This is a genomic window from Sediminibacterium sp., assembly GCF_019264485.1.
Lineage (GTDB): Bacteria > Bacteroidota > Bacteroidia > Chitinophagales > Chitinophagaceae > Sediminibacterium.
In genome coordinates, this window is record NZ_JAHVAA010000014.1 from 1 (window position 1) to 25298 (window position 25298).

Below are 25298 nucleotides of genomic sequence, written 5' to 3' on the forward strand. Positions count from 1 at the left end.
ACTACAATTTCACCGGGCTCGTGGAGGAGACAGTGTTCAACTCATTAGACCATTCGTGCAGGTCGGAACTTACCCGACAAGGAATTTCGCTACCTTAGGACCGTTATAGTTACGGCCGCCGTTTACTGGGGCTTCAGTCAGGAGCTTTGGCTTGCGCCGAACACCCTTCCTTAACCTTCCAGCACCGGGCAGGTTTCAGGCTCTATACGTCAACTTACGTTTTTGCAGGGCCCTGTGTTTTTGTTAAACAGTTGGTTGAACCATTTTACTGTGACCGCATCGCTGCGGTACGCTTTATCCCGAAGTTACAGCGTCAATTTGCCTAGTTCCTTCTCCACGGCTCACCCGAGCGCGTTAGAATACTCATCCCGTCTACCTGTGTCGGATTCCGGTACTGGCTGCTATACTCGCTTTTCTTGGCAGGGATTTTATGGTTTCGCTTTGTCCGAAGACTCCACTCAGGCGTACACTTCCGTCCGTACGCAACCACCACGTCCCTGCGTCACTTTTAATGTATAGCAGGTGCTGGAATATTAACCAGCTTTCCATCAGATGCCCCTTTCGGGTTTTCCTAAGGACCAGACTAACCCTGATCCGATTAACGTTGATCAGGAAACCTTAGACTTTTCGCGTTAAAGTTTTTCACTTTAATTATCGTTACTTATGCCTACATTTTCTTTTGAAATCGCTCCAGCATATGTCGCCATACACCTTCAGTGCAGATTTCAATGCTCCCCTACCACTTCCGCACAAGGCGGAAATTTAGAACTTCGGTTCGTAGTTTGATGCCCGATTATTTTCCGTGCAGGATCTCTCGACCAGTGAGCTGTTACGCACTCTTTAAATGAATGGCTGCTTCCAAGCCAACATCCTGGCTGTTATAGAAATCCCACCTCGTTTGATCAACTTAACTACGTATTAGGGACCTTAGTTGCTAATCTGGGTTATTTCCCTCTCGGCCCTGGACCTTAGCGCCCAAAGCCTCACTGCTGCAGATATTTATTAGCATTCGGAGTTTGTCAGGGTTTGGTAGGCGGTGAAGCCCCCTAGCCCAATCAGTAGCTCTACCTCTAATAAACTTCTATATGCAACGCTGTTCCTAAAAACATTTCGGGGAGAACGAGCTATCTCTCAGTTTGATTGGCCTTTCACCCCTATCCACAGGTCATCCCAAGACTTTTCAACGTCAACGGGTTCGGTCCTCCAGTTAGTTTTACCTAACCTTCAACCTGCCCATGGATAGATCACAAAGTTTCGCGTCTACCCCAACTGACTAATCGCCCTATTTGGACTCGCTTTCGCTTCGGCTCCGTTAAATATGAACTTAACCTCGCCAGTTAGGAGTAACTCGTAGGCTCATTATGCAAAAGGCACGCCGTCACTCATATTGCAGAGCTCCGACCGCTTGTAGGCGCACGGTTTCAGGTACTATTTCACTCCCCTGTTCGGGGTGCTTTTCACCTTTCCCTTACGGTACTGGTTCACTATCGGTGTCTGAGGAGTATTTAGCCTTACCAGATGGTGCTGGCAACTTCATGCAAGATTCCTCCGGTCCCGCATTACTCAGGATACTGCTCGTCCACATTAATTTGTACCTACAGGGCTATCACCTGCTATGGCTCATCTTTCCAGATGATTCAGTTTGATAATGCTTTCTAAATGCAGTCCTATAACCCCGAATCGGCACGCCGACTCGGTTTGGGCTTTTCCCTTTTCGCTCGCCACTACTTGGGGAATCACTATTGTTTTCTTTTCCTCCCGGTACTTAGATGTTTCAGTTCTCGGGGTTGGCTTTCCGACTTGCGTCGGAATAATATACCTTCAGTATATTAGGTTGTCCCATTCGGAAATCTACGGATATAACGCTCGTGTGCAGCTCCCCGTAGCTTATCGCAGCTTACCACGTCCTTCATCGCCTCTCAGACCCTAGGCATCCACCATGCGCCCTTATTCGCTTTAAAAAATTTATCAGTTATGACCTTGCATAAGAGTCATAACCTTCTTGTTATTGATTTCGCTTTCCCAATATGTCAAAGAGCTAAAGTATATAGTATCAGGTATCAGGGTTCAAGAACCAAGATTCAGGATACAGCTTATACAGTTGCAGATGTTAAGGATTCGATCCTTTTGGCCTGTTGCCTACATCTAATGTTTGAAAGAACTTTTTAAAAACCGCACCCTCTCACTTATTCTACTTAATGTGGAGGATATCGGAGTCGAACCGATGACCCTCTGCGTGCAAGGCAGATGCTCTAGCCAACTGAGCTAACCCCCCATTTTTTGTTGAGTTGAACCGTTGACCACTCCCGAACAAGTTCGGGATGCTCTAGCCAACTGAGCTAACCCCCCATGGTTTTAGCTTCAGAGTTGAAGCTTAACTAGTAGACCCGACCAGAGTTGAACTGGTGACCTCTACATTATCAGTGTAGCGCTCTAACCAACTGAGCTACGGGTCTGATTCGGGTACTAATAGTACTTTTTAAAGAACTAAATAATGAAAGTTTGTGAAAGCAACAGCCGGTTAAAGCCGTCTCTAAAAGGAGGTATTCCAGCCGCACCTTCCGGTACGGCTACCTTGTTACGACTTAGCCCCAGTCATCGATTTTACCCTAGGCAGCTCCTTACGGTTACCGACTTTAGGTACACCCGACTCCCATGGCTTGACGGGCGGTGTGTGCAAGGTCCGGGAACGTATTCACCGTATCATTGCTGATATACGATTACTAGCGATTCCAGCTTCACGTAGTCGAGTTGCAGACTACGATCTGAACTGAGAGCAGGTTTTTGGGATTGGCTTCACATCGCTGTGTTGCAGCCCTTTGTCCTGCCCATTGTAGCACGTGTGTAGCCCTGGGCATAAAGGCCATGATGACTTGACATCATCCCCTCCTTCCTCACGCCTTACGGCGGCAGTTTCATTAGAGTTCCCAGCATTACCTGTTGGCAACTAATGATAGGGGTTGCGCTCGTTGCGGGACTTAACCCAACACCTCACGGCACGAGCTGACGACAGCCATGCAGCACCTTACTATCTGTGTATTGCTACAAAATGAGCTTTCACCCACGGTCAAATAGCATTCTAGCCCAGGTAAGGTTCCTCGCGTATCATCGAATTAAACCACATGCTCCACCGCTTGTGCGGACCCCCGCCAATTCCTTTGAGTTTCAACCTTGCGGTCGTACTTCCCAGGTGGGATACTTAATGCTTTCGCTCAGACACACACAGTGTATCGCGTATGTCGAGTATCCATCGTTTAGGGCGTGGACTACCAGGGTATCTAATCCTGTTTGATCCCCACGCTTTCGTGCCTCAGCGTCAATATATGCGTAGTAAGCTGCCTTCGCAATAGGTGTTCTATGTCATATCTAAGCATTTCACCGCTACATGACATATTCCGCTTACCTCCACAATATTCAAGACAGATAGTATCAATGGCAGTTCTGGAGTTAAGCTCCAGGATTTCACCACTGACTTACCTGCCCGCCTACGCACCCTTTAAACCCAGTGAATCCGGATAACGCTTGCACCCTCCGTATTACCGCGGCTGCTGGCACGGAGTTAGCCGGTGCTTATTCATCTGGTACCGTCAAGTGACTAAGAATAGCCTTTTTTCGTCCCAGATAAAAGAAGTTTACAATCCAGAGGACCTTAATCCTTCACGCGGCATGGCTGGTTCAGACTTGCGTCCATTGACCAATATTCCTTACTGCTGCCTCCCGTAGGAGTCGGGCCCGTGTCTCAGTGCCCGTGTGGCTGATCATGCTCTCACATCAGCTACTGATCGTAGACTTGGTGGGCCGTTACCCCGCCAACTATCTAATCAGCCGCACACCCATCAATAAGCGCCGTAGCTATAATAATAATGTGATGCCACATCATTATGTTACGGGGTATTAATCCAAATTTCTCTGGGCTATTCCCCACTTATAGGAAGGTTGTGTACGTGTTCCGCACCCGTTTGCCGGTCGCCATCAAATGTATTGCTACACTCATGCTGCCCCTCGACTTGCATGTATTAAGCCTGCCGCTAGCGTTCATCCTGAGCCAGGATCAAACTCTCCATTGTAAATGTTGTTTGATCTGACTTAATCTCAAATAATCGAAATTAACGTCGGATTGTGTTAATTGTTTTTGATTGCTGTTAACCTTACAAGTAAACTAATTTGTAATTATGTTTAATTGTGCTGTTGCTTCCAAACTTTCAAAGATCTTTTGGCTTTATCAAAGCCCCCATTTTTGTTGGGGTTGCAAAGGTAAGAGCCTTTATTTTATCAGCCAAAATTATTTGAAGAAATTTCAAACTTTTTTTGCTGTCAAAATCACTGTAAGAACTACCGTTTTTTTCAAACGGACGGCAAAGATAAGCGCTTATTTTTTAGTACCAAATTTTATTTGATTTTTATTTTTTTCAGCCCTTATTTATGCTTCAATGAACTTCCGTTTTTGTTGAACGGGCGGCGAAGATAAGCGTGTTATTTAAAACACCAAATTTTATTTAAAATTTTTCTGTTTTTCTTTCACCATTCATTGTAGCTGCCTTCAAAGAACATCCTCTTTTTTTAAAAGCGGGTTGCAAAGATAAGAGTGATTTGTTCCCTGCCAAATCTTTTTCAAAACTATTTCAGTACGAAATGTTATAACCCTTTACAGTAAAGGGTTTCAGCGTATAAAAAAAATGAAGACACTCATCATCATTGTCTTCATTCACTTACAAAAGATACGATATACCCGTTTAATCAAACATCACCATCACTCATTTCAATCCACCTCTTTCAATAACCCTTCCGGATAATTTACTTCCATCAGGTACAAACCACGTGCAGGTGTTGTGAAATCAGCTTTAGCACAATCCTTTGCTTCAATAACTCCCCTGAACATCAGTTCCGCCTCTTCCAGTGTTTGTGCTGTCCTCGCTATCCTTAGCATAGTACCTACAATACCCCTGATCATTCCCCTTAAAAAACGGTTCGACCTGATATGAAACTCCAGCTCCTCCTTTTCCCTCTCCTGCCAGTAAGCCGAACCAATGGCACAATTGTAGGTAAACACCTGCGTATTTCTTTTCGAAAAAGAACTGAAATCCTCATAGTCCCGCAGCACAACCGACAAGCGCTGGAGTATATCCAGGTTTAAAGGATAAGGGTATAACCAGCCCTTATCGGTCAAAAATGGATTTTTCTGCTTATAAATCAGATACTTATATACTCTTTCAGTGGCATCAAAACGGCAATGGGCTGTTTCAGACACTCCATAAATGCCGGTTACAGCTATATCGCTGGGTAATATAGCATTGAGGTTATACCTGTGGCCCGACTTCAATTCAACCGCCGTATCGAAATGAAAATAGTTCTGTTCTGCATGCACGCCTGCATCTGTACGGGATGAGCCGGTTAGGGTAAAACTTTCCCTGAAAAGGATTTCCAGCGCCTTTGTAAGCTGCGATTGTATGGTTTCCTGTCCATCCTGTATCTGGAAACCGGCATAGTGAGTTCCCTGGTAGGCTACAGAAAGAAAATAACGCATCAGGGATGTTTAAAGGGGTTGGTAATAACGGATTGAACAGGATTCACAAATACCTGCTCTACTTTATTATGCTGTATCTCCCGGCTTTTCAGGTGGCCACCCGCCATTCCAGGGGGCTTGATAGCCGGTACATAAATAATGACCGTATCGCTTTTGGGTATTCCATTCACCACAAAAACCATATCTATGCCATCCAATGAAGTTTTATCGTAAATCTTTGCAATCAATGGGAGGGGTATTTTCTTCTTTTGAACCTCTTTTACCATTTCGGGTTTGAACAAGCTGTCTGCAGGCCTGTTTTCTTTTTTTACCGCTGGTTTTTCTTCTTCCTTCACTGTATCGGCCAAAACAGGCTCTTCCACTGTTTTTATTTGCGGCTTAGGTACTGCTGCCACTGTTTTGCCTTTATACTGAGAGAAATCTACCAGGTTAAACAGGCTCCAGCTATTATCCAGTTCCTGTTTTACTGAAAAACCAAGGTCCCGGCCTTCCACCGTTATTTCAAACTGCTGTTCGGCTTCGGACTGTGCAAAGCCGATATGAAGCTCATACTTTCCATCGGTTAATTTAGGAATTAACAGGTAGCCGCTTGCATTTGAACTCAGCGTACTGCCCATAATGCGCAGGTAAAATGGCTTGTTGTTTTCCGTCTGAAAGAATAAATAATGTGTGATTTGTGCAGACGATGAACCAAGCCCCACTAATAATAAGCCCAGTACCAGAAAACAGTTTCGTATTGGTTTCACCCCCTTCATACCAACAAATTTACAGTTTTAATCTGCTCCCACCACAGTAGTGAATAACCCTTCCAACCATTAATAAAATTCTAACATTCTGCTTCTGCTTCAGGTTTATCTTTAGGCCTCTAAAACTCGAACATGAAAAGACTATTATTGCTGATTGCTTTTTTTCCGGCATTTATTATGGCCCAAACTTCTGGAGTTGATGACTGGAAGAAGGTCTACCGCTCTTTCGCCACAAAAGTGAATGACCTCGTTCACACAAGACTGGATGCCAGATTTGATTATGAGAATGCTTATCTCAACGGTAAAGTATGGATTACCCTTGAACCCCATTTTTATACTGCCGATTCGGTGCAGCTCGATGCAAAGGGTATGAATATTCATCAGGTTGCCCTTGTGAAAACAGGAAAAAACATTCCGTTGAAATACCAATACGACAGTCTTTTTCTAACCATTAAACTGGACAAAGCCTATAAAAAAGGAGAACGGTATACTGTATATATTGACTATACCGCCAAACCCAACGAGTTTAAAGTGGCCGGCAGTGCCGCCATTACAGATGCAAAGGGTTTGTATTTTGTAAATCCTAAAGGCGAAGAAAAAGATAAGCCCACACAAATCTGGACCCAGGGTGAAACAGAAGCCACATCTGTATGGGTACCTACCATTGATCGTCCGAATCAGAAAACAACACAGTTGTTCAACCTTACTGTTCCGAATAAATATGTATCTCTATCAAATGGTAAACTCATAGCACAAAAGAAAAATACAGATGGTACCCGTACAGATACCTGGTCGATGGATCAGCCACATGCCCCTTACCTGTTCTTTATGGGTATCGGCGATTATGCCATTGTAAAAGATACTTATAAAGGAAAAGAAGTTAATTACTACGTTGAGAAAGAATATGAAAAAGTAGCCCGTAAAATTTTTGGTGACACCCCTGAAATGATGGCTTTCTTCTCCAAGAAATTAGGTGTTGAATATCCATGGGTTAAATACAGCCAGATGACAGCAAGAGATTATGTTAGTGGTGCCATGGAAAATACAACGGCTACCTTACACCAGGAAAGCGCACAGCAGGATGCACGTGAACTGGTTGATGGCAACGGCTGGGAATCTACTATAGCACACGAATTGTTTCACCAATGGTTTGGCGACTTAGTAACAGCAGAAAGCTGGAGCAACCTTACCGTAAATGAAAGTTTTGCCGATTACAGCCAGTACCTATGGTCTGAATACAAATATGGTAAAGACGAAGCCATGTTTGAGAATTTCAATCAGATGCGCGGATACATCGGCAGTGGCCAGCAGGCACGTGATCTGGTGCGTTTTTATTACAAGGATAAAGAAGATATGTTTGATGCCATCAGCTATAATAAAGGTGGACGCATTTTACACATGTTACGTAACCTGGTGGGAGACGATGCTTTTTTTGCTTCACTCAATAAATATCTTACTGCCAATAAATTCGGTACAGGTAATGCACACAAACTTCGCCTGGCTTTTGAGGAAGTAACCGGCAAAGACCTGAACTGGTTCTTTAATCAATGGTATTTTGGCAATGGACATCCGCGTATTGATATCAGCTATCAATACAATGCTGAGAAGCAGCTTGCCAGCGTAATCATTAAACAGATACAGGCAGGTGACAAAATTTTCAGGTTACCTTTTACCATCGATATCTGGCATGGACATGAAAAAACAAGACAGCAGGTTTGGATGGAAAATAAGGCTGATACTTTCACTTTTAGCGTAAAATCGAAACCAGATCAGATTAATGTAGATGCGGATAAATATTTACTGGTTGATAAAAAAGACAATAAAACATTGACTGAATTTATTCACCAATTTAAACATGCAGGTAATTATCTGGATCGCCGTGAAGCTGTGGCTTTTGCAGCTAATAATGTAAAAGAACCCGCAGCTGTTCAATTATTGATGGATGCATTAGGCGACCCTTATTTCCGTATTCGTTCGCTTGCCATTACCAGCCTTGGTAAAGTAACACCCGATGATGCATTGATTGCAAAGATGGAAGCCATCGCAAAAAATGACCCCAAGCGAACAGTGAAAGCTGAAGCCATCGATTTTTTGGGTAACCTGAAAAAAGACAGTTACAAATCATTGTTTACACAGGCTACTAAAGATTCTTCGTACACATTGGCCGGTGCCGGTCTTGATGCACTTGCTGCCATTGACAGTGTTACTGCCCTTGCACTTGCAAAAGAGCTGAGTAAAGCGCCTTCGAAAGGCAGACTGAGTGAATCTATTTCAGGTGTGTTGATCATGTTTGGTGATGAAACTGCCTTTCCTGTGGTAGCTGAGAGTTATGAAAAAATGCCTTTATCCTTTCCGAAAGTTCAAATGAGTGCCACTTATGCAGCATTTGCAGCCAAACTCACCAAACTGAATGAATTCAAACGGGCTGTTGATGCAATTGTTGCTTTCAGAGATTTGATTCCTGCATCTGCAAGGCCGCAAACAGATCCTACTATTAACAATGCCCTGAAGGAGCTGGCTGCCACCAAAGAAACCGCAGGAGCAAAAGAAATGGCAGAATATGTAAAGAGCAAATTACCGGGAGAAAAGAAATGAGGAATAAGAAATGAGAAAATAATTTTTCTGTTTTATACTTTCCAACTACAACCAAGAAAGAAGCCTTCCATATGGGAGGCTTTCTTTATTTCTTGCTTATTCGTTACTCATCATTCGACATTCTGCTGTTTACCAGTTTTCTAACTACAACCAAAAAAAAAGCCTTCCAAAATGGAAGGCTTTCTGTATAATACATTTTCTGATTCCTTATTTCATATTTCTTATTCCTTATTTATCATCACCCTACCATCCGCCGCTGGCGCCACCACCACCGCTGCTTCCACCGCCGAAACCACCGAAGCCACCTCCACCAAAACCACCACCGCTTCCACCACCCCAGCCTCCACTGCTTCGACGGCCACCGCCAAGTATGGATGACCAGAGAATAGCTTCTGCAATATCTCCATATCCTTTTCTGCTTACCATTCCACCACCTTTTCCACCGCCACCTCGCGCCACAATCATCAATACCACAAACAAAATCAACACAAATGTGAGTATTGATTTTCCTGACGAACCACTATTTCCTTTTTTAGCGCGCTTTACTTTGTATTCACCTACCGCTGCTTTTGATAATGATTCTATGGCTTTGTCTAAACCCCGGTAATAATTGCTTTCTCTGAAATTCGGTCCAATATCATTCTGAATAATATTCGATGCAATAATATCCGGAATAGCTCCTTCCAGCCCATAACCTACTTCTATTCTGATCTTCCTGTCTTCTATCGCCGCAATAATTAATACTCCATTATTGGTTTTTGCATTCCCAATACCCCATTCGCGGAATAGTTTATTGGCATACTCTTCAATCGGGTAACCGTCGAGTGTGGGTAATAATACAATGGCAATCTGGTTAGATGTACTATCGTCTAATGCCACTAATTTATGTTCCAATATTTCTAACTGCTCCTTCGACAAAACATTGGCTTTGTCGGTAACCAGTTTAGGAGGGTTGGGTTTGGGCAATACTTCCTGAGCCTGTGCCATCACAAAGCCCAGCAGCATGATCCATATGACGAGTAATTTTTTCATGTTGGTTTTGTTCCAGTGTCATTTAAATATTGACACTGCTTTTATTTACCAAAAACAATATCATCAGGCAGTTCATTTTTATCTCCTGTACGATCATAAGGGAAATGATGAGCGAGTGCTGCACCAATATCTTCTATGATTGCAGCCAGTCCTTCAGCGTAATGCTGTTGCCTGAATTCTGCCAGCATTTTCTTTACTTCTGCATCCCAGAATGCGCTGCCTACTTTCTGATGTATTCCTTCATCGCCAAATACAGCCAACTGGCGGTCTTTCATGGCTACATAAACAAGTACACCATTGCGTTCCGCGGTCTGACTCATTTCAAGGTTGAAGAAAAGTTCCTGTGCTCGGTGCAATGGGTTTACATAGGCACATTTATTCTCAATAAAAATTCTCACTTCCCCACTGGTCCGCTGTTCAGCAGATTGAATGGCAGTTACAATTTTTTGTTTCTCTTCTTCTGAGAAATAACGTTCCGGCTTTTTTCTGAAGAGTCCGAACATGGCGGTTATTTAAAAAACAAGCCAGAAATGTATTAAAAATCCTGGCTTGTTTTTATTTAAAGTAATATGATTTACTTGATATTAAAATTGATGTCCGGATTCTTTTCAGAACCAGCATCTGCTTTGTAGTACTCTTTCGCTTTAAAACCGAAAATTGAAGCAAAAATATTGTTTGGGAATTTTCTCACTTTTAAATTGTAATTGTTAACGGCATCGTTAAAGTCTCTTCTGGCAGTGTTGATTCTGTTTTCAGTACCCTCAATATTTGTTTGAAAATCCTGAAATGCTTTTGTAGTTTTTAAATCAGGATATGCTTCAGCAACAGCCATTAATCTACCAAAAGCCGATTGCAACTGCCCTTGTGCCGCCTGATACTTTGCCAAAGATGCTGGATCGTTAATATCAACCTTTACTTGCGTGGCACTTGCTCTTGCCTCTAAAACATCCTTTAATGTTGATTTTTCAAAATTTGCTGATCCTTCTATTACTTTTACTACACTGCTATAAAGGTCTGTTCTTCTCTGATAATTGGTTTCAACATTACTCCAAGCTTTATTCACTTCAAGTTCATTAGAAACCAATCCATTATAACTACTGCAGCCTTTCCATCCCAAAATAATTACCAATGCTGCAATGACGATTAAGGTTAAATTTTTTGTACTCATGTTTGACTTGATTTTTATGAAATTAGTTATTTATCCAGTTATTTAGCTCATTAGTAGTAGGATGGTGAAAAACATTACAGTAGACCATGGTCTATGGACTACCTGCGCCTACTTCACCGCCGCTATTCCCGGTAATTCCTTTCCCTCAAAATATTCGAGCATGGCACCACCACCGGTAGATACATAACTTACTTTATCGGTAAAACCGAACTGGTTTACCGCCGCTACACTGTCGCCACCACCTACCAGTGAAAAAGCACCATTGGCCGTAGCTTCCGCTACTGCGATAGCAATGGTTTTTGTACCGTGCTGAAACTTCTCCATTTCAAATACACCCATCGGGCCATTCCAGAGAATGGTTTTGGAGCGCTTGATGCAGTTGGCAAACTGTTCGCAGGCACTGGCGCCAATATCAAGCCCCATCCAGCCATCGGGAATATGGTTGCTGGGCGCTGTTGATGTGTTGGCATCGGCCGCAAACTTATCGGCAATAATAGAATCGGGTGGCAGATGAATACATACGCCTTTTTCTTCTGCCTTCTTCAGCAATGCAACAGCTGTATCAAGGCGATCATCTTCACACAATGAATTACCGATGGTTCCACCCTGTGCTTTCATAAATGTATAAGCCATACCGCCGCCGATAATAATATCTGTAGCTCTTTCGAGCAGGTTTTCGATGATGAGAATTTTATCGCTCACTTTGGCTCCACCTATGATAGCCGTAAATGGTTTTTCGCTGGCATGCATTACTTTTTCAGCGCTGGCTACTTCTCCATCCATCACCGTACCAAACATTCTTTTTTCGAGGGAGAAAAATTGTGCGATGACTGCAGTTGATGCATGCGCACGATGCGCCGTTCCGAAAGCATCATTTACGTATACATCTCCCAGCTTACTCAGCTTCTCAGCAAAAGCCAAATCACCTTTTTCTTCTTCTTTATAAAATCGAAGATTCTCCAATAATAATACCTGCCCTGGCTGCAAAGAGGCAGCCTGTGTAATAGCCGACTCACCAATACAATCATCTGCAAACAATACATCAACACCACCCAACAGTTTTGATAAATGTTTTATCAGGTGTTTAAGTGAATATTTTTCAGTTGGACCTTCTTTGGGTCTGCCCAGGTGACTCATGAGTATTACGGCACCACCATCTGCCAGTGTTTTTTGAATAGTGGGAATGGTAGCACGCATACGTGTATCATCTGTTATTTCAAAAGCAGCATTCAGGGGCACATTAAAATCTACCCTGATCAATGCTTTTTGCTGGCTGAAGTTGTGGTTGAGAAATTTGCTCATTTGTAGTAATTTGAAAATTTGAAAATTTGGAAATGAGTAGAAAAAGAAATGTGGCAATTGAATGATGCTTTACACATTTTCAAATTGCCACATTTCCAAATTTCCAAATTTGTATTATTTAGAGATCAGTCCCGCAAAATATTTCACGGTTCTTACCAGTTGACTTACATAGCTCATTTCGTTATCGTACCAGCTTACTGTTTTTACCAGTTGCGCTTCACCTACGGTCATTACTTTGGTTTGTGTGGCATCAAACAATGAACCGTAATGGATACCAATAATATCAGAACTTACAATTTCATCTTCAGTATAACCAAAGCTTTCATTGCTGGCCTCTTTCATGGCTGCATTGATTTCTTCAGTTGTAACTTTTTTATTCAGGATTACTGCCAGTTCAGTCAGTGACCCGGTAATGGTTGGAACACGCTGTGCGCCGCCATCCAGTTTACCTTTCAGTTCTGGTAATACCAGTCCAATGGCTTTTGCTGCGCCGGTACTGTTTGGAACAATATTCGCTGCAGCTGCTCTTGCCCTGCGCAGATCTCCTTTAGGATGTGGGGCATCCAGTGTATTCTGGTCGTTGGTATAAGCATGAATGGTGGTCATGATGCCTGTTGCAATACCAAATTTATCATTCAGCACTTTTGCCATTGGTGCCAGACAGTTGGTAGTACATGATGCACAGGAAATAATGGTTTCGCTGCCATCGAGGATATTATGATTTACATTAAATACCACTGTTTTCAGGTCGCCGGTAGCCGGAGCTGAAATCACCACGCGCTTGGCGCCTGCTTTAATATGTGATTCTGCTTTTTCCTTATCAGTAAAGAAACCTGTTGATTCTATTACTACATCCACACCATGATTTCCCCAGGGAATTTGCGCAGGATCTTTTTGTGCATAGATTTTTACTGTTTCGCCGTTTACAATGATGGCGTCATCAGTAGAAGTAACAGTGGCGTCGAAACGTCCCTGTGCACTATCGTATTTCAATAAGTGTGCTAATACTTTAGGACTGGTCAGATCATTGATCGCTACCACATCAATACCTTCCATATTGTAGATCTGACGAAACACCAAACGGCCGATACGTCCGAAACCGTTGATGGCAACTTTAACTGTACTCATTTGTTTTTTGTTTTAGGTATATGGCTTAAAGAGTGGCAAATTTACATGGATTGACAGGAAAAAAGCGGATATTTTTTAAGGTGGGTGATTTGTTGACTTTGGTCTGACAAGTATTCGATTTTAGCCACAGATTCACAGATTTTAAGTCAGAATCTGTGAATCTGTGGCTAAAATCAACACTCCTGCCCGGTGTAGGGCATTGTTTTATTTTCATCAAGTCCCTGATTTTCATAAAAAAGCGAAAAAATTTTGGCGGGTAGTTTTCAAAGCCTATTTTTGCGTCCCGATTGACAAAAAAATGCCCGGTTCGTCTATCGGCTAGGACATCTCCCTTTCACGGAGGAAAGACGGGTTCGATTCCCGTACCGGGTACAAAGGCACTCAAGTTGAGTGCCTTTTGTTTTTGTTGGTCTGCCTACCCCTAACTCTGGCGAATGTCTGATCGGGTTTCACACTAAATTTGAAATATTTATACCTGATTAAATCATTTCTGCTATGCCCATTCTTGTTCACCTTGCAGACGAAAAAAATACAGCCAAAATTTTAAAGAATGGCATCAAAACAGGGCGTTATCATTCCGGCATTTATTGTATGCCGGTTTTGCAGAATTTCTTCGTAACACATCAATGGTTGAGAGAACTAAAGCAGGGTGGTGCCAGAACATTGGTGGGCATTTATTTCAGGGTCCACAGTTCGGAAAAAGTGTATGCCGGGAAATATGGTAAACCACACAGGCATATAACATTAGGTACCGCCATCAAAGAAATCATGGAAATGGATGATCCTTTGGGATATGAATTAATTGTGCCGAGAAAGATTGAAGCGGATGAAATCACCAAAATAAAACAGCTCCCACAAACCCTTGGCTGGCGACATATGCCTTACAGTCATAACAGGCCTCCCTGTAACTGCGAATATTGTCTGAAAGGCACCATTAAAGGCCGTCGTACCAGGAACCGCCTCAACGATGAGGAGGCCGATTCTTAAGCATTTTGTTAAACCCGGGGATACTAAAATTTCATGCAACGCTTTTGTTTCTGTCAGGGTCAGTGATAAAAAGCATGAAAATGAAAAAGATAATTGTATCAGCCCTTACCTGCCTGACCCTTATACTTACAGGTTGCGAAAAAACAGAAGAAGAACTTTTACAGCAATGTTTTAAAGTAAAAATACTTGATGAAGTATGCGGTACAGCAGTGATGCAGATTCAGGATGAAGCCTATTATAAATATGGTGTGAATGGTTATCAACTGGATGGCGTTACCTATGACCATGTTTTCTCTACAGAAATAAGTTGTACCGATCTTTCCAAATTTCAAACCCTTGCTCCTTCTTTACGCGGGCTCGTAGTTAATATAAAAATACTGAAGCAGAAAGAATATGATCCTGCTTGTGTACGTTGTGCCGCCATTGTTCCGAATGCACCAGCTAAATGGATACCTGTAAAGTTTTCAGAAAAATGTAATTGAGAAACAAAGCGTATTTCACGGTATTCATTAACGCAATAATCATATTCATATTATTTTCCCAAGAAGACGCAACGATTCTTTTGTATTCTACCTCATAAAAGAAAAATCAATGACCATGAAAAAAAGCTATTCTGTTTTGCTGATGGCATTCTGCCTGGCATTCCTCTCCGCATGTGAAAAAAATGAAGAAACACACCCTGAAGGTTGTGTACAGGTAAGATTACTGGATGCGATTTGCAGGAGCGCTGTTTTGCAAATCACTGATCCTGCCTATTATCATTTGGGTGTTAACGGGTACGTAAAAGATGGTGTCACCTATGACCATGTTTTTACTACCATTTTCCCCTGCACACTCCCTTCCGATAATTCTGCGAGGCCTAATATGGGTGTTGCAGACAAGCCATTCTATATTCAAATACTCGAACAACCTGAAGCGAGTGATCCGAATTGTGTTTCTTGTATGGCTGTTGTAGCTAATGCACCAAATAAAACAATACCTGTTAAATTTTCAGAAAAATGTAATTACTAAAAAGGGGCTTAAAAGTCCCTTTTTATTTGTTTAATCACTTTCTTCCAAATGTAATTTCTGGTGATGGGCACCTGCAGCTATATGAAGCGCAAAACCGGCGATAGCCGTATCTTTTAAAATATTCACCAGTGCCAGTGCTTTCATCTCCTTATCACCTGCATTGAAGTAATTAGGTACATGCAGGGTGAGGATGAAAATAAACAACATGATGGCGAGTAAATAAGCAGAAGTCTTTACCATACGGTTGGTTACAAAAGAAAGCGCAACAAGTATAAAAGCTGCGCCTACTAAATATACCCATATAATTCCTCCGGGCAGGGAAGATGGAATATATACCACCAGTTCACGTGCATGCTGGAAATGGTAGATACCGAAACTGATCATAACAACTGCTAATAAATAGATCGCGATACGCGATATAATATGATAGTTCTTCATGGCAGGCAATTTTTGTTGATAAAAATTACAACAGGAATTCCGCCTTTGCAAGCATTTGACTGTTTTTCTGCTAATATTTAATGTAAGATACCGGGGATTTACTTCGCAGGCCCAACAACAGCTGTTCCTCCCTCAATAGTTACAGGGTAAGCGCCGGGTAATACTCCATAGGTTTCCAGATAAGTTTCAGACACCCTGTCTATAAATTCAGCAAGAGCTTCTTTTTTTACGAGGTTAAGTGTACAACCCCCAAAACCACCTCCCATCATACGCGCCCCGATAACATCTTTATGCGCTGCTGCAGCATTCACCAGGAAATCGAGTTCAGGACAGCTTACATTGTATAACTCACTCAACCCTTTGTGTGTGATAAACATTTTTTTTCCAAAAGATATAAAATCACCACGTTTCAAATCCTCACAGGCTTCCTGTACCCTGGCTATTTCTTCTACCACATAGAGGCAGCGTTGAACTATTTTTTTATCCAGCAAATGCAGTTCCTGTTTTACTATTTCCGGTGTAGCGTCTCTGAGGCTTTTAATATTCGGATGAAATCTTTGCAGGTGTGCTACCCCGGCTTCACAATCAAGCCTTCTAAGATTGTATTCAGAATCAGCGAGAGAATGTTTAACACGACTATTGATCAGCAATAACTCATACTCGGCAGATTCAAAAGGGAAATAAGTATAATCAAGTGAACGGCAATCCAGTTCTATTACCTGGTCAGGTTTTCCAAACATACTGGCAAACTGATCCATGATACCACAGCGTACACCAATAAATTCATTCTCTGCCTGCTGTGCCATTTTTACCATGGTCATCCGGTCGAGTTTAAATCCGAATAATTCATTCAGTGCAAAAATAGTAGCACATTCTACAGCTGCCGATGATGACAAACCTGCTCCTATAGGTATATCACCTCTTACCACAGCATTAAAACCACCACAGTTATATCCTGCTTTTTGCAATACATCTACGATCGCCAATATATAATTGGCCCAGCTTTGAAGCGAAATTTCGATGGTGGCTGTATTGCCTTTATAGAATTCTTTATAATCGACCGAAAACAGGTGAATCTGATCATCTGTCCTTGCTCCAATAGAAACATATACGGCATTATCAATAGAAGCAGGCAATGCGAACCCATCATTATAATCGGTGTGTTCGCCAATTAAATTTATCCTGCCGGGTGAACGTACAATGATATTGGGTTCTCCAAAATGTTCACGATAATAACGTCCTGCATCCTGTATCAGTAGATTCATCCTTCCAGTTTTGTCTGATAATGCATTTCAGGAATTACTACTTCCTTAAACCCTTTTCGCATCAGCCGGTAAGCAAAATCCTGTTGCACATCGTATTCACCATGCACCAGAAAAAGTGTTTTTACCTGTAACGGATTCTGGCAGGCTAAAAACTGGCAGAGATCCTCATAATCGCCATGTGCACTCATACTCCGCATTTGTCCAACCTCTGCCTGTACATCATACATTTCTCCGAAAATTTTCACCTGCTCTGCCCCATTGGCCAGACGCCCGCCGAGTGATCTTGGCTCACAATAACCCACCAGCAGAATGGTATTTTTTTTGTCGCCAATATTATTCATGATATGGTGTTTCACTCTTCCTGCATCGGCCATACCACTGGCAGATATGATAACACAGGGCTGAGGTAACTCATTCAGGTATTTACTCTCATCCACCGTTTTAATAAATTTCAACCCTGGAAAATCAAACGGATCATCATCTTTCTCCATCACTTTCCTGATATGTTTATTAAAATACTGCGGATAAGCTTTCAGCATTTCAGTAGCTTCTCTGCTCAACGGGCTGTCTACATATACCGGCACTTTTGGCAGTCTGTTTTCAAGGTCCAGTTGATTAAGTGCATATAGTAATTCCTGTGTTCGACCTACACTAAACGCCGGGATAATAAGCTTTCCTTTTTTCTGTATGCAGGTCTTCTCAATCCATTGCAGCAAAGTATCTGGTGTACCATGTACTTCATCATGCAGCTTATTACCGTATGTACTTTCAAGAATAATAAAATCTGCCTGTGGAAACACAGATGGCGAACGAAGTATGGCATCATTATACCTTCCCACATCGCCACTGAAAGTTACCTGTGTAGTTTTACCATCTTCTGTTATTTTTAAATGAACGGCAGCACTTCCGATAATATGACCCGCATCGGTAAATAATAATTCCACCCCTTCGGTGATGGTTGTCCACTCTTCATAATTTACTTCAACAAATAGTTCCAGGGCCTTAGCCGCATCTTCCAAATCATATAATGGCTCATAGGGAGGCAAGCCTTGTTTGGCCCTTCGTTTATTAATAAATTTGGTATCATCTCTTTGTATAACTGCCGAATCTTCCAGCAAAATTCCACCCAGTTCTTTTGTAGCAGGGGTTGCAAATATTTTTCCCTCAAATCCTTCTTTCACAAGTTTGGGTATGAGTCCGGAATGATCAATATGCGCGTGCGATAATACAAGTATATCAACCGATCTGGCTTCAAATCCAAACTCACTGTTCAATACATCAGTTTCTTTTCCCATTCCCTGGAATAGACCACAGTCGAGTAATATTTTTTTCCCGTTCTTTAATGTTAACAGGTGCTTTGATCCTGTTACTGTTTGTGCCGCTCCGTGAAATGCTATTTTCATATGTACCTCTTTCGATTTTAAGATTGTTTTGCCTTGAAGGTCCAGGTTACAGAAAATTCTGCCACTACTTCCTGTTGCTCATTGGTGCCAATAGAATGGCATATTACAGTTTGTGCTTCTCCGGTAATTATAGACTGTTCAACTGCTGCTATAATTTTATCTCCATCGGTACAGGTAAAAAGAATGAACCCTGTTGCCTTTTTCAAAAAATTTCCTTCCACTTTTAATACCAGCATACTGATGCCAGGTTTACGCTGGTAGATTTGTGCAAAACCTAATATCCCTGTACTCATTTCTGCTGCCATCGACTGCACCGCAAAATACATGGAGCGAAACGGGTTTTGAGAGAACCAGCTATAACGTACACCTATTATAGATTGATGCTGATTAAAGGAACGGATCTTCAATCCCGAGAAAAAAGCAGAAGGTAAGCGCTGTAATAAAAACAGGCGAAACTTTAGGGGATTTGATATTTGTTTCCGGAAAACTTCAAATGAAGGATTCATGGTGTTTTGCTTTCACCATAAATGTAACAAGAGCAAAGCGAATGAAAGGGAAAAACATTATTTTCTTACGATTTTAATCGCAGGTATATAGATGAAGCGAGGTTAAAAATGAATATCGAATATACAACTCCCAACTTCGAAATTCCCCGAAGGGATCCCTCAGACGATATTGAACATTCCTCTGTTCCTCTGTTCCTCTGTTCTTCTGTTCTTCTGTTCCTCTGTTCCTCTGTTACCTATAGCAGCAGTGCTGCCAGCATATAATCGGCACAAAGAATGAGGATACAGCTCACTACCACCGCGCTGGTACTGGCCCTGCCAATTTCTAATGCCCCTCCTTTTACATTATATCCATAATAGGCAGATATACTACTCACAATAAAAGCAAAAGTGTAGGATTTATACAAGGCAAAATTTATATTATACAGGTTCAGGTTCTGACGCAGTCCGATATCAAAAATATCCGGTGCCAGAATACCTGCCATATTTCCTGCTGTTCTTCCTCCCCAGATACCCAATACTGCAGAAATAGTGATCAGACAGGGAATCACTAATAGTGATCCCAGAATTTTTGGCATCACAAGATAGCTTTTGGTATTGATCCCCATAATTTCCAATGCATCTATCTGTTCACTGATACGCATATTACCCAACTCACTCGCAATTTTACTTCCCACCACACCGGCCAGTACAATACTTACAACCGTAGGAGATAATTCAAGTATCATGCTGTCTCGCACAATTTGTGCAATGGTGGCCTGTGGTACCAATGGACTTACCAACTGATACGCTGTTTGCACAGTAGTTACGGCACCAAGGAAGAGAGAAATAATCACCACAATTGGTAATGCACCTAACCCTATCTCTACGCACTGGTGCATAAATTCTTTCCAGTACATGCGCCAGTTCTCGGGCTTGGTAAACATGCCTTTCAACATGAGTAAGTATGAACCTAAATGGGTGAAAAATGACATTGCTTCGCTTTTTGCTATGGTCTATGGACTATGGACCATAGTGAATAGTCCATAGTAAATTTTTTATTTAAAAACCAATCCATATCCATTGATTATGGACCATGGTCTATTCTCTATCTCCTACTTGTTCCTCTTTTTTAACCGCTTCCACCAGCTACTACGCTGAATCACTTCATTGGTATCCATGCGGCATTTGAGCTGTGCATCTACCACTGCTACCAATGACATATTGATGATACTTCTTACCGTACTTCCCAGTTGTAATACATGCACAGGCTTTTTCAGTCCTAACAAAATCGGCCCAATTGCATCGGCACCACCTACTTCTTTTAACAGGTTATAAGCTACGTTACCAGCCGTTAAGTTGGGAAATATCAACACATTCACCTCTTCATCTACCAGTTCACTGAATGGATAATTATCGCGTAGTATTTCTTTATTGAAAGCCATACTACCCTGCATCTCCCCATCTACAACCAGTGATGGATTGCGCTGTTTCAGGATGCGTGTTGCTTCTGCCACCAGTTTGGCCTCTGGTGAATCGCTGCTACCGAAATTGCTGTAACTCAGCATGGCTATACGTGGCGTTACATTAAAATTGCGCACTTCCTTCGCCACCATCATCGCAATATCGGCCAGTTCATCAGCAGTAGGGTTGAAATTAACCGTAGTATCTGCCAGAAACAGTGGCCCTTTTTTGGTAAGCAGTAAATACATTCCTGCTATCTTCTTTACCCCTTCCTCTGTTCCAATAATCTGTAATGCCGGACGAATAGCTTCTGCATAATTTTTTGTGAGCCCCGATAACATGGCATCTGCATCTCCTGTTTCTACCATCATACAACCAAAATGGTTGCGGTCTTTCATAATTTTCAGACTCTCATAATGATTGAAACCCCTTCGCTGTCTTTTCTTGAAAAACAATTCGCCATAAAACTCGCGTTTCGATTCCATCTCATCACTACGTGGATCAATGATCGGGAGATCAGTGATATCAATATTATATTCTTCTGCAATCCTGTTAATCTTTAACGGATCGCCGAGTAAGATAGGATATGCCACACCTTCATCATAAATAATGCTGGCGGCTTTTAATATTTTCTGGTTATCGGCTTCGGCAAATACGAGTCGTTTAGGATCACGTCTTGCTTTGTTACCAATTACGCGCAACAATTGGTTATCCAAACCTAAACGCTTGTTCAGTTCGAGTACATAGGCATCCCAATTGTGTATTTTCTTTTGTGCCACACCACTTTCCACTGCGGCTTTAGCTACTGCAGGCGCCACGGTTGATAATAATCTCGGGTCAAGTGGTTTGGGAATAATGTATTCTGGACCAAACGACATATTTGTCTGGTTATAAGCCATGTTCACAATATCGGGTACTGCCGATTTGGCCAGTTCTGCCAAAGCCTTTACAGCCGCCAGTTTCATGGCTTCATTAATCTGTGTGGCACGAACATCCAGTGCACCCCTGAATATATAAGGAAACCCAAGTACATTATTTACCTGGTTGGGATAATCCGTTCTGCCGGTAGCCATAATAATGTCTTTACGTACCGCAATTGCATCCTCATAACTGATTTCCGGATCGGGATTGGCCATGGCAAATACGATTGGATTTTTGGCCATACTTTTTACCATCTCCTGCGTCACCACATTACCAACACTCAATCCTAAAAATATGTCGGCATCTTTCATTGCTTTATCCAATGTAATATCGGAACGTTTTACAGCAAACTTTTTACGTATGGCATCAAGGTCTTTTCTGCCATCATGTAAAACACCATCCTTATCGAACAAGATGAAGTTTTCATATTTCGCTCCAAGTGCTACATACAATTGTGTACAGGCCATGGCTGCAGCACCCGCACCATTTACCACGAAACGTACTTTTTCGATTTTCTTTTTCTGTAGTTCCAATGCATTCAGCAAAGCTGCACCACTGATAATAGCTGTGCCATGCTGGTCATCGTGCATCACCGGAATATTCATCTGCTGTTTAAGCTGCTGTTCTATATAAAAACACTCAGGTGCTTTAATATCTTCCAGGTTAATACCACCAAAAGTGGGTTCCAGTGCTTTTACTATCTGAACAAATTTCTCAGGATCTTTTTCATTGATCTCAATATCAAACACATCGATATCGGCAAATATTTTGAATAATACGCCCTTCCCTTCCATTACAGGTTTACTGGCTTCCGGACCAATATCACCCAATCCCAGAACTGCAGTACCATTACTGATTACCGCTACCAGGTTACCCTTGGCGGTATATTTATACACGTCCTCAACATTATTAAAGATTTCCTTACAAGGTTCTGCCACACCCGGACTATACGCCAGTGAAAGATCGCGCTGGGTTTTGGCTTCTTTGGTTGGAACCACTTCAATTTTTCCGGGTCTGCCGCTGGCATGGTATTCAAGTGCCTGTTCCTTCCGCAGATCTGTCTTTTTAGCCATACTGTTTTTTTTCGTTAACCGGCAACACAACACTGTTCAGCCTGGGTTGTGTCACTCACTTCAGGGTCCGGTTCGCTGACCGGGCAACCAGAGATTCAGGGCTGCAAAATACAATATAAATAAAATAGGGGCTTTTATTTCATGAGGTGGCCCATTTATGATGGTTCTTTTTCTCTAAACCACACTCTGCGTAAACTCTGCTTCTCTCGTTCTCTGCGGTGAAAAAAAACACCGCAGAGAACGAGAGAACACGGAGGTTTCGCGGAGGAATCAGAATTTCACGGTGGCACCCAGCCAGGCCATATTGCCTATTCCGATTTCAATGGCATTTTCATCAATATCAAAACGCGGAGTGTGTACATTATGAATGATACCTTTTGCTTCATTACGCACACCTAAACGAAAAAAACAACCAGGAATTACCTGAGTGTAATAGCCAAAATCTTCCGCTCCCATCCGCATCTCTGTTTCCAATACATTTTCTTTCCCTATAAAAAGATCAGCCTGCTTCCAGGCGGTTTCTGTAAATACAGGATCGTTATCTACTGTCGGATAACCAACATCAATATGCAAATCAATTTCGCCGCCCATCGATTCTACCAATCCAACAGCATTTTTGCGAATTAATTCATGTGCCTTAAAACGCCAGGCTTCATCCATAGCCCTGAAAGTTCCCATGAGTTTTACTTCACTGGGTATTACATTGGTGGTATGCCCGCCCTGTATGGAGCAGATAGATAATACCGATGGCGATAATGGATTCTTATTCCGGGAAATAATCTGCTGTAAACTCACAATCAAATGCGAGGCAATCAATACCGTATCTGCTGTAAGGTTGGGTGATGCAGCATGTCCACCCTTACCTTTAATGGTGATATATATTTCGTCGGCACTCGCCATCACTCTCCCTTTTCGGAAACTGAGCTTACCTGTGTCCAGTCCGGGATGAACATGCAAACCAATAATACCCTGTGGTATCGGATTTTTTAAAGCCCCATCTCTGATCATATAACTGGCACCACCCGGATTTTTTTCTTCTCCTGGCTGAAACAAGAGTTTTACCGTTCCTTCCCATTCATTCTTTAATTCCTGTAAAATTCTGGCTGCCCCTAATAGTATAGAAGTATGTACATCATGTCCGCAGGCGTGCATTACACCCGGGTTTTGTGAACGATAAGCTGTTTCATTTTCTTCCTGAATGGGTAAAGCATCCATATCGGCACGTAAAGCAATGACACGGGTTTCGGGATTTTTACCACGAATAATTGCCAGCACCCCCGTGGTGGCCATTACTTCAAAAGAAATACCCATTTCCTGCAGTTTTAACTGCACAAATTTCGATGTTTCAAATTCCTGATAACTCAGTTCAGGATGAGCATGCAGGTGTGAACGGATGGCCACACTATCGGCTGCATATTTAGATGATAAATCTTTTATCTGTTGTAATAACATGGTCCTGTTTATTGTGTCAGTTCATCTTCCACCTGATTATATTCAATCACATCTTCCACCACATATACCCCCTGCGGATAAAACCTGTTTACTGTTTTACGAAACTGTTCCGCATCTTCCCTTCTTATAAAATTACCAATACGTACCTTAAATAATGGCGACTGATAAGATGTATATGTTTTCTGATCCGGAAAGCGGCTGAGCAATTCTGTTTTAATCCTGAAAGCCTGATCACGGCTGTTGGTGCTGATTACCTGTACCCTATAGCCTTTATACTGACCATTACTGGTGAGCATGGCCGTTCTTTTATTGATCTGCGCCTGTTTAGCTGTGAGCAGATCGAGACGTGCATCTTTTTTTACCAAAATCGTATCTGATGCCCACAAAAAATGGCCACTGGCAAGCAACAAACAACAGGCTAAACATCTGATCAACACAAACATCATGAATGTTTTCAGTAAGATAAATAAATTAGAGCAAAGATACAGGGTTACGATTGACGATATTGTTAATCCGCAACCCCGAAGGCAGATACATTATTAGCCACAGATGCACAGATTAGAGAAAAATCTGTGCATCTGTGGCTAATAAAAAATATCATTCAAAATTCATTGTTAATAGTTTCCCTCTCCTCTTTCCCCTTTCACAATAGCTACACCTGCACTGCAACCCAGTCTGGTGGCTCCTGCTTCAACCAGCTGTTGTGCAAAAATATGATCGCGTATACCGCCTGATGCCTTTATGTGCACCTGTGCAGGTAAATGTAACCGGAACAGTTTTACTGCCTCTATAGTAGCACCTTTTTCTGCATAACCGGTGGATGTTTTCAGGTAATCTATTCCGGCCACACCATATAATTCACAACATTTAATGATCTCATCATCTGTAAGCACACCCGATTCAATAATAATCTTGATCACTTTATTTTTACTTTTTACTATGGGCATAATATGATTGATCTCATTGGCGAGATACACCCAGTCGCCATTTTTAATTGCTGAAATATTAATCACTACATCCAGTTCATCGGCACCATCTACCATGGCCAGTACAATTTCTGCAATCTTAGATTCCACAGCCGAATACCCAAATGGAAAACCAATCACCGTTGCCACTTTAACGTCAGTTCCTTCCAATAATGATTTGGCTTTCTTTACAAAATTGGGTGGTACACATACTGCTGCAAAACTGTATTGCTTTGCTTCATCGCAAAGCCTTTCAATATCAGCTATCAGTGTGGTGGGTTTCAAGATGGTATGATCTATGTAATGATGGAGATTTGACATAAAATCTATCTATAAATG

The 25298-nt window shown here is 42.0% G+C and carries 20 protein-coding genes, 3 tRNA genes and 2 rRNA genes; 5 read left to right on the forward strand and 20 right to left on the reverse strand.

The window, feature by feature from the left end; genetic code table 11:
- From KXJ59_RS11470 to KXJ59_RS11495, 6 genes are all read right to left on the reverse strand, one after another.
- Window positions 1-1961, reverse strand: a 23S ribosomal RNA gene (locus KXJ59_RS11470); the annotation flags it as partial.
- A 240-nt stretch (window positions 1962-2201) separates the two neighbouring features.
- Window positions 2202-2275: transfer RNA gene (locus tag KXJ59_RS11475), tRNA-Ala, on the reverse strand.
- A gap of 107 nt (window positions 2276-2382) precedes the next feature.
- Window positions 2383-2456, reverse strand: a tRNA-Ile gene (locus tag KXJ59_RS11480).
- Between the two features lie 80 nt (window positions 2457-2536).
- Window positions 2537-4067 (reverse strand): 16S ribosomal RNA (locus KXJ59_RS11485).
- A gap of 692 nt (window positions 4068-4759) precedes the next feature.
- Window positions 4760-5524, reverse strand: a complete 765-nt coding sequence (gene truA, locus KXJ59_RS11490) for a tRNA pseudouridine(38-40) synthase TruA (protein ID WP_295204701.1) — start codon at window positions 5522-5524, stop codon at window positions 4760-4762.
- Window positions 5524-6279, reverse strand: coding sequence for a hypothetical protein (locus tag KXJ59_RS11495; protein ID WP_295204703.1), 756 nt, complete (start codon window positions 6277-6279; stop codon window positions 5524-5526). The genes truA and KXJ59_RS11495 overlap by 1 nt, the downstream gene beginning before the upstream one ends.
- Window positions 6280-6402: 123 nt before the next feature.
- On the opposite strand from KXJ59_RS11495, the gene KXJ59_RS11500 reads away from it, so the two are divergent.
- Window positions 6403-8865, forward strand: coding sequence for a M1 family metallopeptidase (locus tag KXJ59_RS11500; RefSeq protein WP_295204705.1), 2463 nt, complete (start codon window positions 6403-6405; stop codon window positions 8863-8865).
- A 243-nt stretch (window positions 8866-9108) separates the two neighbouring features.
- On the opposite strand, the gene KXJ59_RS11505 is transcribed toward KXJ59_RS11500, so the two are convergent.
- The 5 genes from KXJ59_RS11505 to gap form a co-directional block, all read right to left on the reverse strand.
- On the reverse strand, window positions 9109-9897 hold the full coding sequence (locus tag KXJ59_RS11505) for a TPM domain-containing protein (protein ID WP_295204707.1): 789 nt from the start codon (window positions 9895-9897) through the stop codon (window positions 9109-9111).
- Window positions 9898-9938: 41 nt separating this feature from the next.
- On the reverse strand, window positions 9939-10400 hold the full coding sequence (locus tag KXJ59_RS11510) for a TPM domain-containing protein (protein ID WP_295204709.1): 462 nt from the start codon (window positions 10398-10400) through the stop codon (window positions 9939-9941).
- 71 nt (window positions 10401-10471) lie between these two features.
- Window positions 10472-11065 (reverse strand): LemA family protein, encoded by a 594-nt coding sequence (locus KXJ59_RS11515; protein WP_295204711.1) that lies wholly within the window; start codon window positions 11063-11065, stop codon window positions 10472-10474.
- Window positions 11066-11173: 108 nt separating this feature from the next.
- The gene (locus KXJ59_RS11520) at window positions 11174-12367 is read right to left on the reverse strand and encodes a phosphoglycerate kinase (protein WP_295204713.1); all 1194 of its coding nucleotides are present in this window, start codon (window positions 12365-12367) and stop codon (window positions 11174-11176) included.
- Window positions 12368-12481: 114 nt separating this feature from the next.
- Window positions 12482-13495, reverse strand: a complete 1014-nt coding sequence (gene gap, locus KXJ59_RS11525; RefSeq protein WP_295204715.1) for a type I glyceraldehyde-3-phosphate dehydrogenase — start codon at window positions 13493-13495, stop codon at window positions 12482-12484.
- Window positions 13496-13795: 300 nt separating this feature from the next.
- Between gap and KXJ59_RS11530 the strand changes: the two genes are divergently transcribed.
- From KXJ59_RS11530 to KXJ59_RS11545, 4 genes are all read left to right on the forward strand, one after another.
- Window positions 13796-13867 (forward strand) — tRNA-Glu (locus KXJ59_RS11530).
- Window positions 13868-13990: 123 nt separating this feature from the next.
- Complete coding sequence (locus KXJ59_RS11535) at window positions 13991-14482, forward strand: hypothetical protein (RefSeq protein WP_295204717.1); 492 nt, start codon at window positions 13991-13993, stop codon at window positions 14480-14482.
- Between the two features lie 80 nt (window positions 14483-14562).
- Window positions 14563-14964 (forward strand): hypothetical protein, encoded by a 402-nt coding sequence (locus tag KXJ59_RS11540; protein ID WP_295204719.1) that lies wholly within the window; start codon window positions 14563-14565, stop codon window positions 14962-14964.
- A 115-nt stretch (window positions 14965-15079) separates the two neighbouring features.
- Window positions 15080-15493, forward strand: a complete 414-nt coding sequence (locus KXJ59_RS11545; RefSeq protein WP_295204722.1) for a hypothetical protein — start codon at window positions 15080-15082, stop codon at window positions 15491-15493.
- Window positions 15494-15523: 30 nt separating this feature from the next.
- On the opposite strand, the gene KXJ59_RS11550 is transcribed toward KXJ59_RS11545, so the two are convergent.
- The 9 genes from KXJ59_RS11550 to deoC form a co-directional block, all read right to left on the reverse strand.
- Window positions 15524-15931, reverse strand: coding sequence for a hypothetical protein (locus KXJ59_RS11550; RefSeq protein WP_295204724.1), 408 nt, complete (start codon window positions 15929-15931; stop codon window positions 15524-15526).
- Window positions 15932-16029: 98 nt separating this feature from the next.
- On the reverse strand, window positions 16030-17196 hold the full coding sequence (galK, locus tag KXJ59_RS11555; RefSeq protein ID WP_295204726.1) for a galactokinase: 1167 nt from the start codon (window positions 17194-17196) through the stop codon (window positions 16030-16032).
- On the reverse strand, window positions 17193-18599 hold the full coding sequence (locus KXJ59_RS11560) for an MBL fold metallo-hydrolase (RefSeq protein ID WP_295204729.1): 1407 nt from the start codon (window positions 18597-18599) through the stop codon (window positions 17193-17195). The genes galK and KXJ59_RS11560 overlap by 4 nt, the downstream gene beginning before the upstream one ends.
- Window positions 18600-18616: 17 nt before the next feature.
- Window positions 18617-19105, reverse strand: coding sequence for a thioesterase (locus KXJ59_RS11565; protein ID WP_295204731.1), 489 nt, complete (start codon window positions 19103-19105; stop codon window positions 18617-18619).
- A gap of 236 nt (window positions 19106-19341) precedes the next feature.
- Complete coding sequence (locus KXJ59_RS11570; RefSeq protein ID WP_133473206.1) at window positions 19342-20079, reverse strand: ABC transporter permease; 738 nt, start codon at window positions 20077-20079, stop codon at window positions 19342-19344.
- A gap of 120 nt (window positions 20080-20199) precedes the next feature.
- Window positions 20200-22542, reverse strand: a complete 2343-nt coding sequence (locus tag KXJ59_RS11575) for an NADP-dependent malic enzyme (RefSeq protein ID WP_295204734.1) — start codon at window positions 22540-22542, stop codon at window positions 20200-20202.
- Window positions 22543-22812: 270 nt separating this feature from the next.
- The gene (locus KXJ59_RS11580) at window positions 22813-23994 is read right to left on the reverse strand and encodes a M20 family metallopeptidase (protein WP_295204737.1); all 1182 of its coding nucleotides are present in this window, start codon (window positions 23992-23994) and stop codon (window positions 22813-22815) included.
- Between the two features lie 8 nt (window positions 23995-24002).
- The gene (locus KXJ59_RS11585; protein ID WP_295204739.1) at window positions 24003-24431 is read right to left on the reverse strand and encodes an SPOR domain-containing protein; all 429 of its coding nucleotides are present in this window, start codon (window positions 24429-24431) and stop codon (window positions 24003-24005) included.
- Between the two features lie 177 nt (window positions 24432-24608).
- The gene (gene deoC / locus KXJ59_RS11590) at window positions 24609-25280 is read right to left on the reverse strand and encodes a deoxyribose-phosphate aldolase (RefSeq protein ID WP_295204741.1); all 672 of its coding nucleotides are present in this window, start codon (window positions 25278-25280) and stop codon (window positions 24609-24611) included.
- Window positions 25281-25298 lie beyond the last annotated feature (18 nt).

Bases quoted from the DNA above. Each gene is read 5' to 3' on its own strand.
- deoC (WP_295204741.1), bottom strand. From the start codon at position 25,280: ATGTCAAATCTCCATCATTACATAGATCATACCATCTTGAAACCCACC.
- KXJ59_RS11550 (WP_295204724.1), bottom strand. From the start codon at position 15,931: ATGAAGAACTATCATATTATATCGCGTATCGCGATCTATTTATTAGCA.
- KXJ59_RS11560 (WP_295204729.1), bottom strand. From the start codon at position 18,599: ATGAAAATAGCATTTCACGGAGCGGCACAAACAGTAACAGGATCAAAG.
- KXJ59_RS11495 (WP_295204703.1), bottom strand. From the start codon at position 6,279: ATGAAGGGGGTGAAACCAATACGAAACTGTTTTCTGGTACTGGGCTTA.
- KXJ59_RS11500 (WP_295204705.1), top strand. From the start codon at position 6,403: ATGAAAAGACTATTATTGCTGATTGCTTTTTTTCCGGCATTTATTATG.
- KXJ59_RS11515 (WP_295204711.1), bottom strand. From the start codon at position 11,065: ATGAGTACAAAAAATTTAACCTTAATCGTCATTGCAGCATTGGTAATT.
- KXJ59_RS11545 (WP_295204722.1), top strand. From the start codon at position 15,080: ATGAAAAAAAGCTATTCTGTTTTGCTGATGGCATTCTGCCTGGCATTC.
- truA (WP_295204701.1), bottom strand. From the start codon at position 5,524: ATGCGTTATTTTCTTTCTGTAGCCTACCAGGGAACTCACTATGCCGGT.
- KXJ59_RS11535 (WP_295204717.1), top strand. From the start codon at position 13,991: ATGCCCATTCTTGTTCACCTTGCAGACGAAAAAAATACAGCCAAAATT.
- KXJ59_RS11510 (WP_295204709.1), bottom strand. From the start codon at position 10,400: ATGTTCGGACTCTTCAGAAAAAAGCCGGAACGTTATTTCTCAGAAGAA.
- galK (WP_295204726.1), bottom strand. From the start codon at position 17,196: ATGAATCTACTGATACAGGATGCAGGACGTTATTATCGTGAACATTTT.
- KXJ59_RS11570 (WP_133473206.1), bottom strand. From the start codon at position 20,079: ATGTCATTTTTCACCCATTTAGGTTCATACTTACTCATGTTGAAAGGC.
- KXJ59_RS11575 (WP_295204734.1), bottom strand. From the start codon at position 22,542: ATGGCTAAAAAGACAGATCTGCGGAAGGAACAGGCACTTGAATACCAT.
- KXJ59_RS11565 (WP_295204731.1), bottom strand. From the start codon at position 19,105: ATGAATCCTTCATTTGAAGTTTTCCGGAAACAAATATCAAATCCCCTA.
- KXJ59_RS11540 (WP_295204719.1), top strand. From the start codon at position 14,563: ATGAAAAAGATAATTGTATCAGCCCTTACCTGCCTGACCCTTATACTT.
- KXJ59_RS11520 (WP_295204713.1), bottom strand. From the start codon at position 12,367: ATGAGCAAATTTCTCAACCACAACTTCAGCCAGCAAAAAGCATTGATC.
- gap (WP_295204715.1), bottom strand. From the start codon at position 13,495: ATGAGTACAGTTAAAGTTGCCATCAACGGTTTCGGACGTATCGGCCGT.
- KXJ59_RS11580 (WP_295204737.1), bottom strand. From the start codon at position 23,994: ATGTTATTACAACAGATAAAAGATTTATCATCTAAATATGCAGCCGAT.
- KXJ59_RS11505 (WP_295204707.1), bottom strand. From the start codon at position 9,897: ATGAAAAAATTACTCGTCATATGGATCATGCTGCTGGGCTTTGTGATG.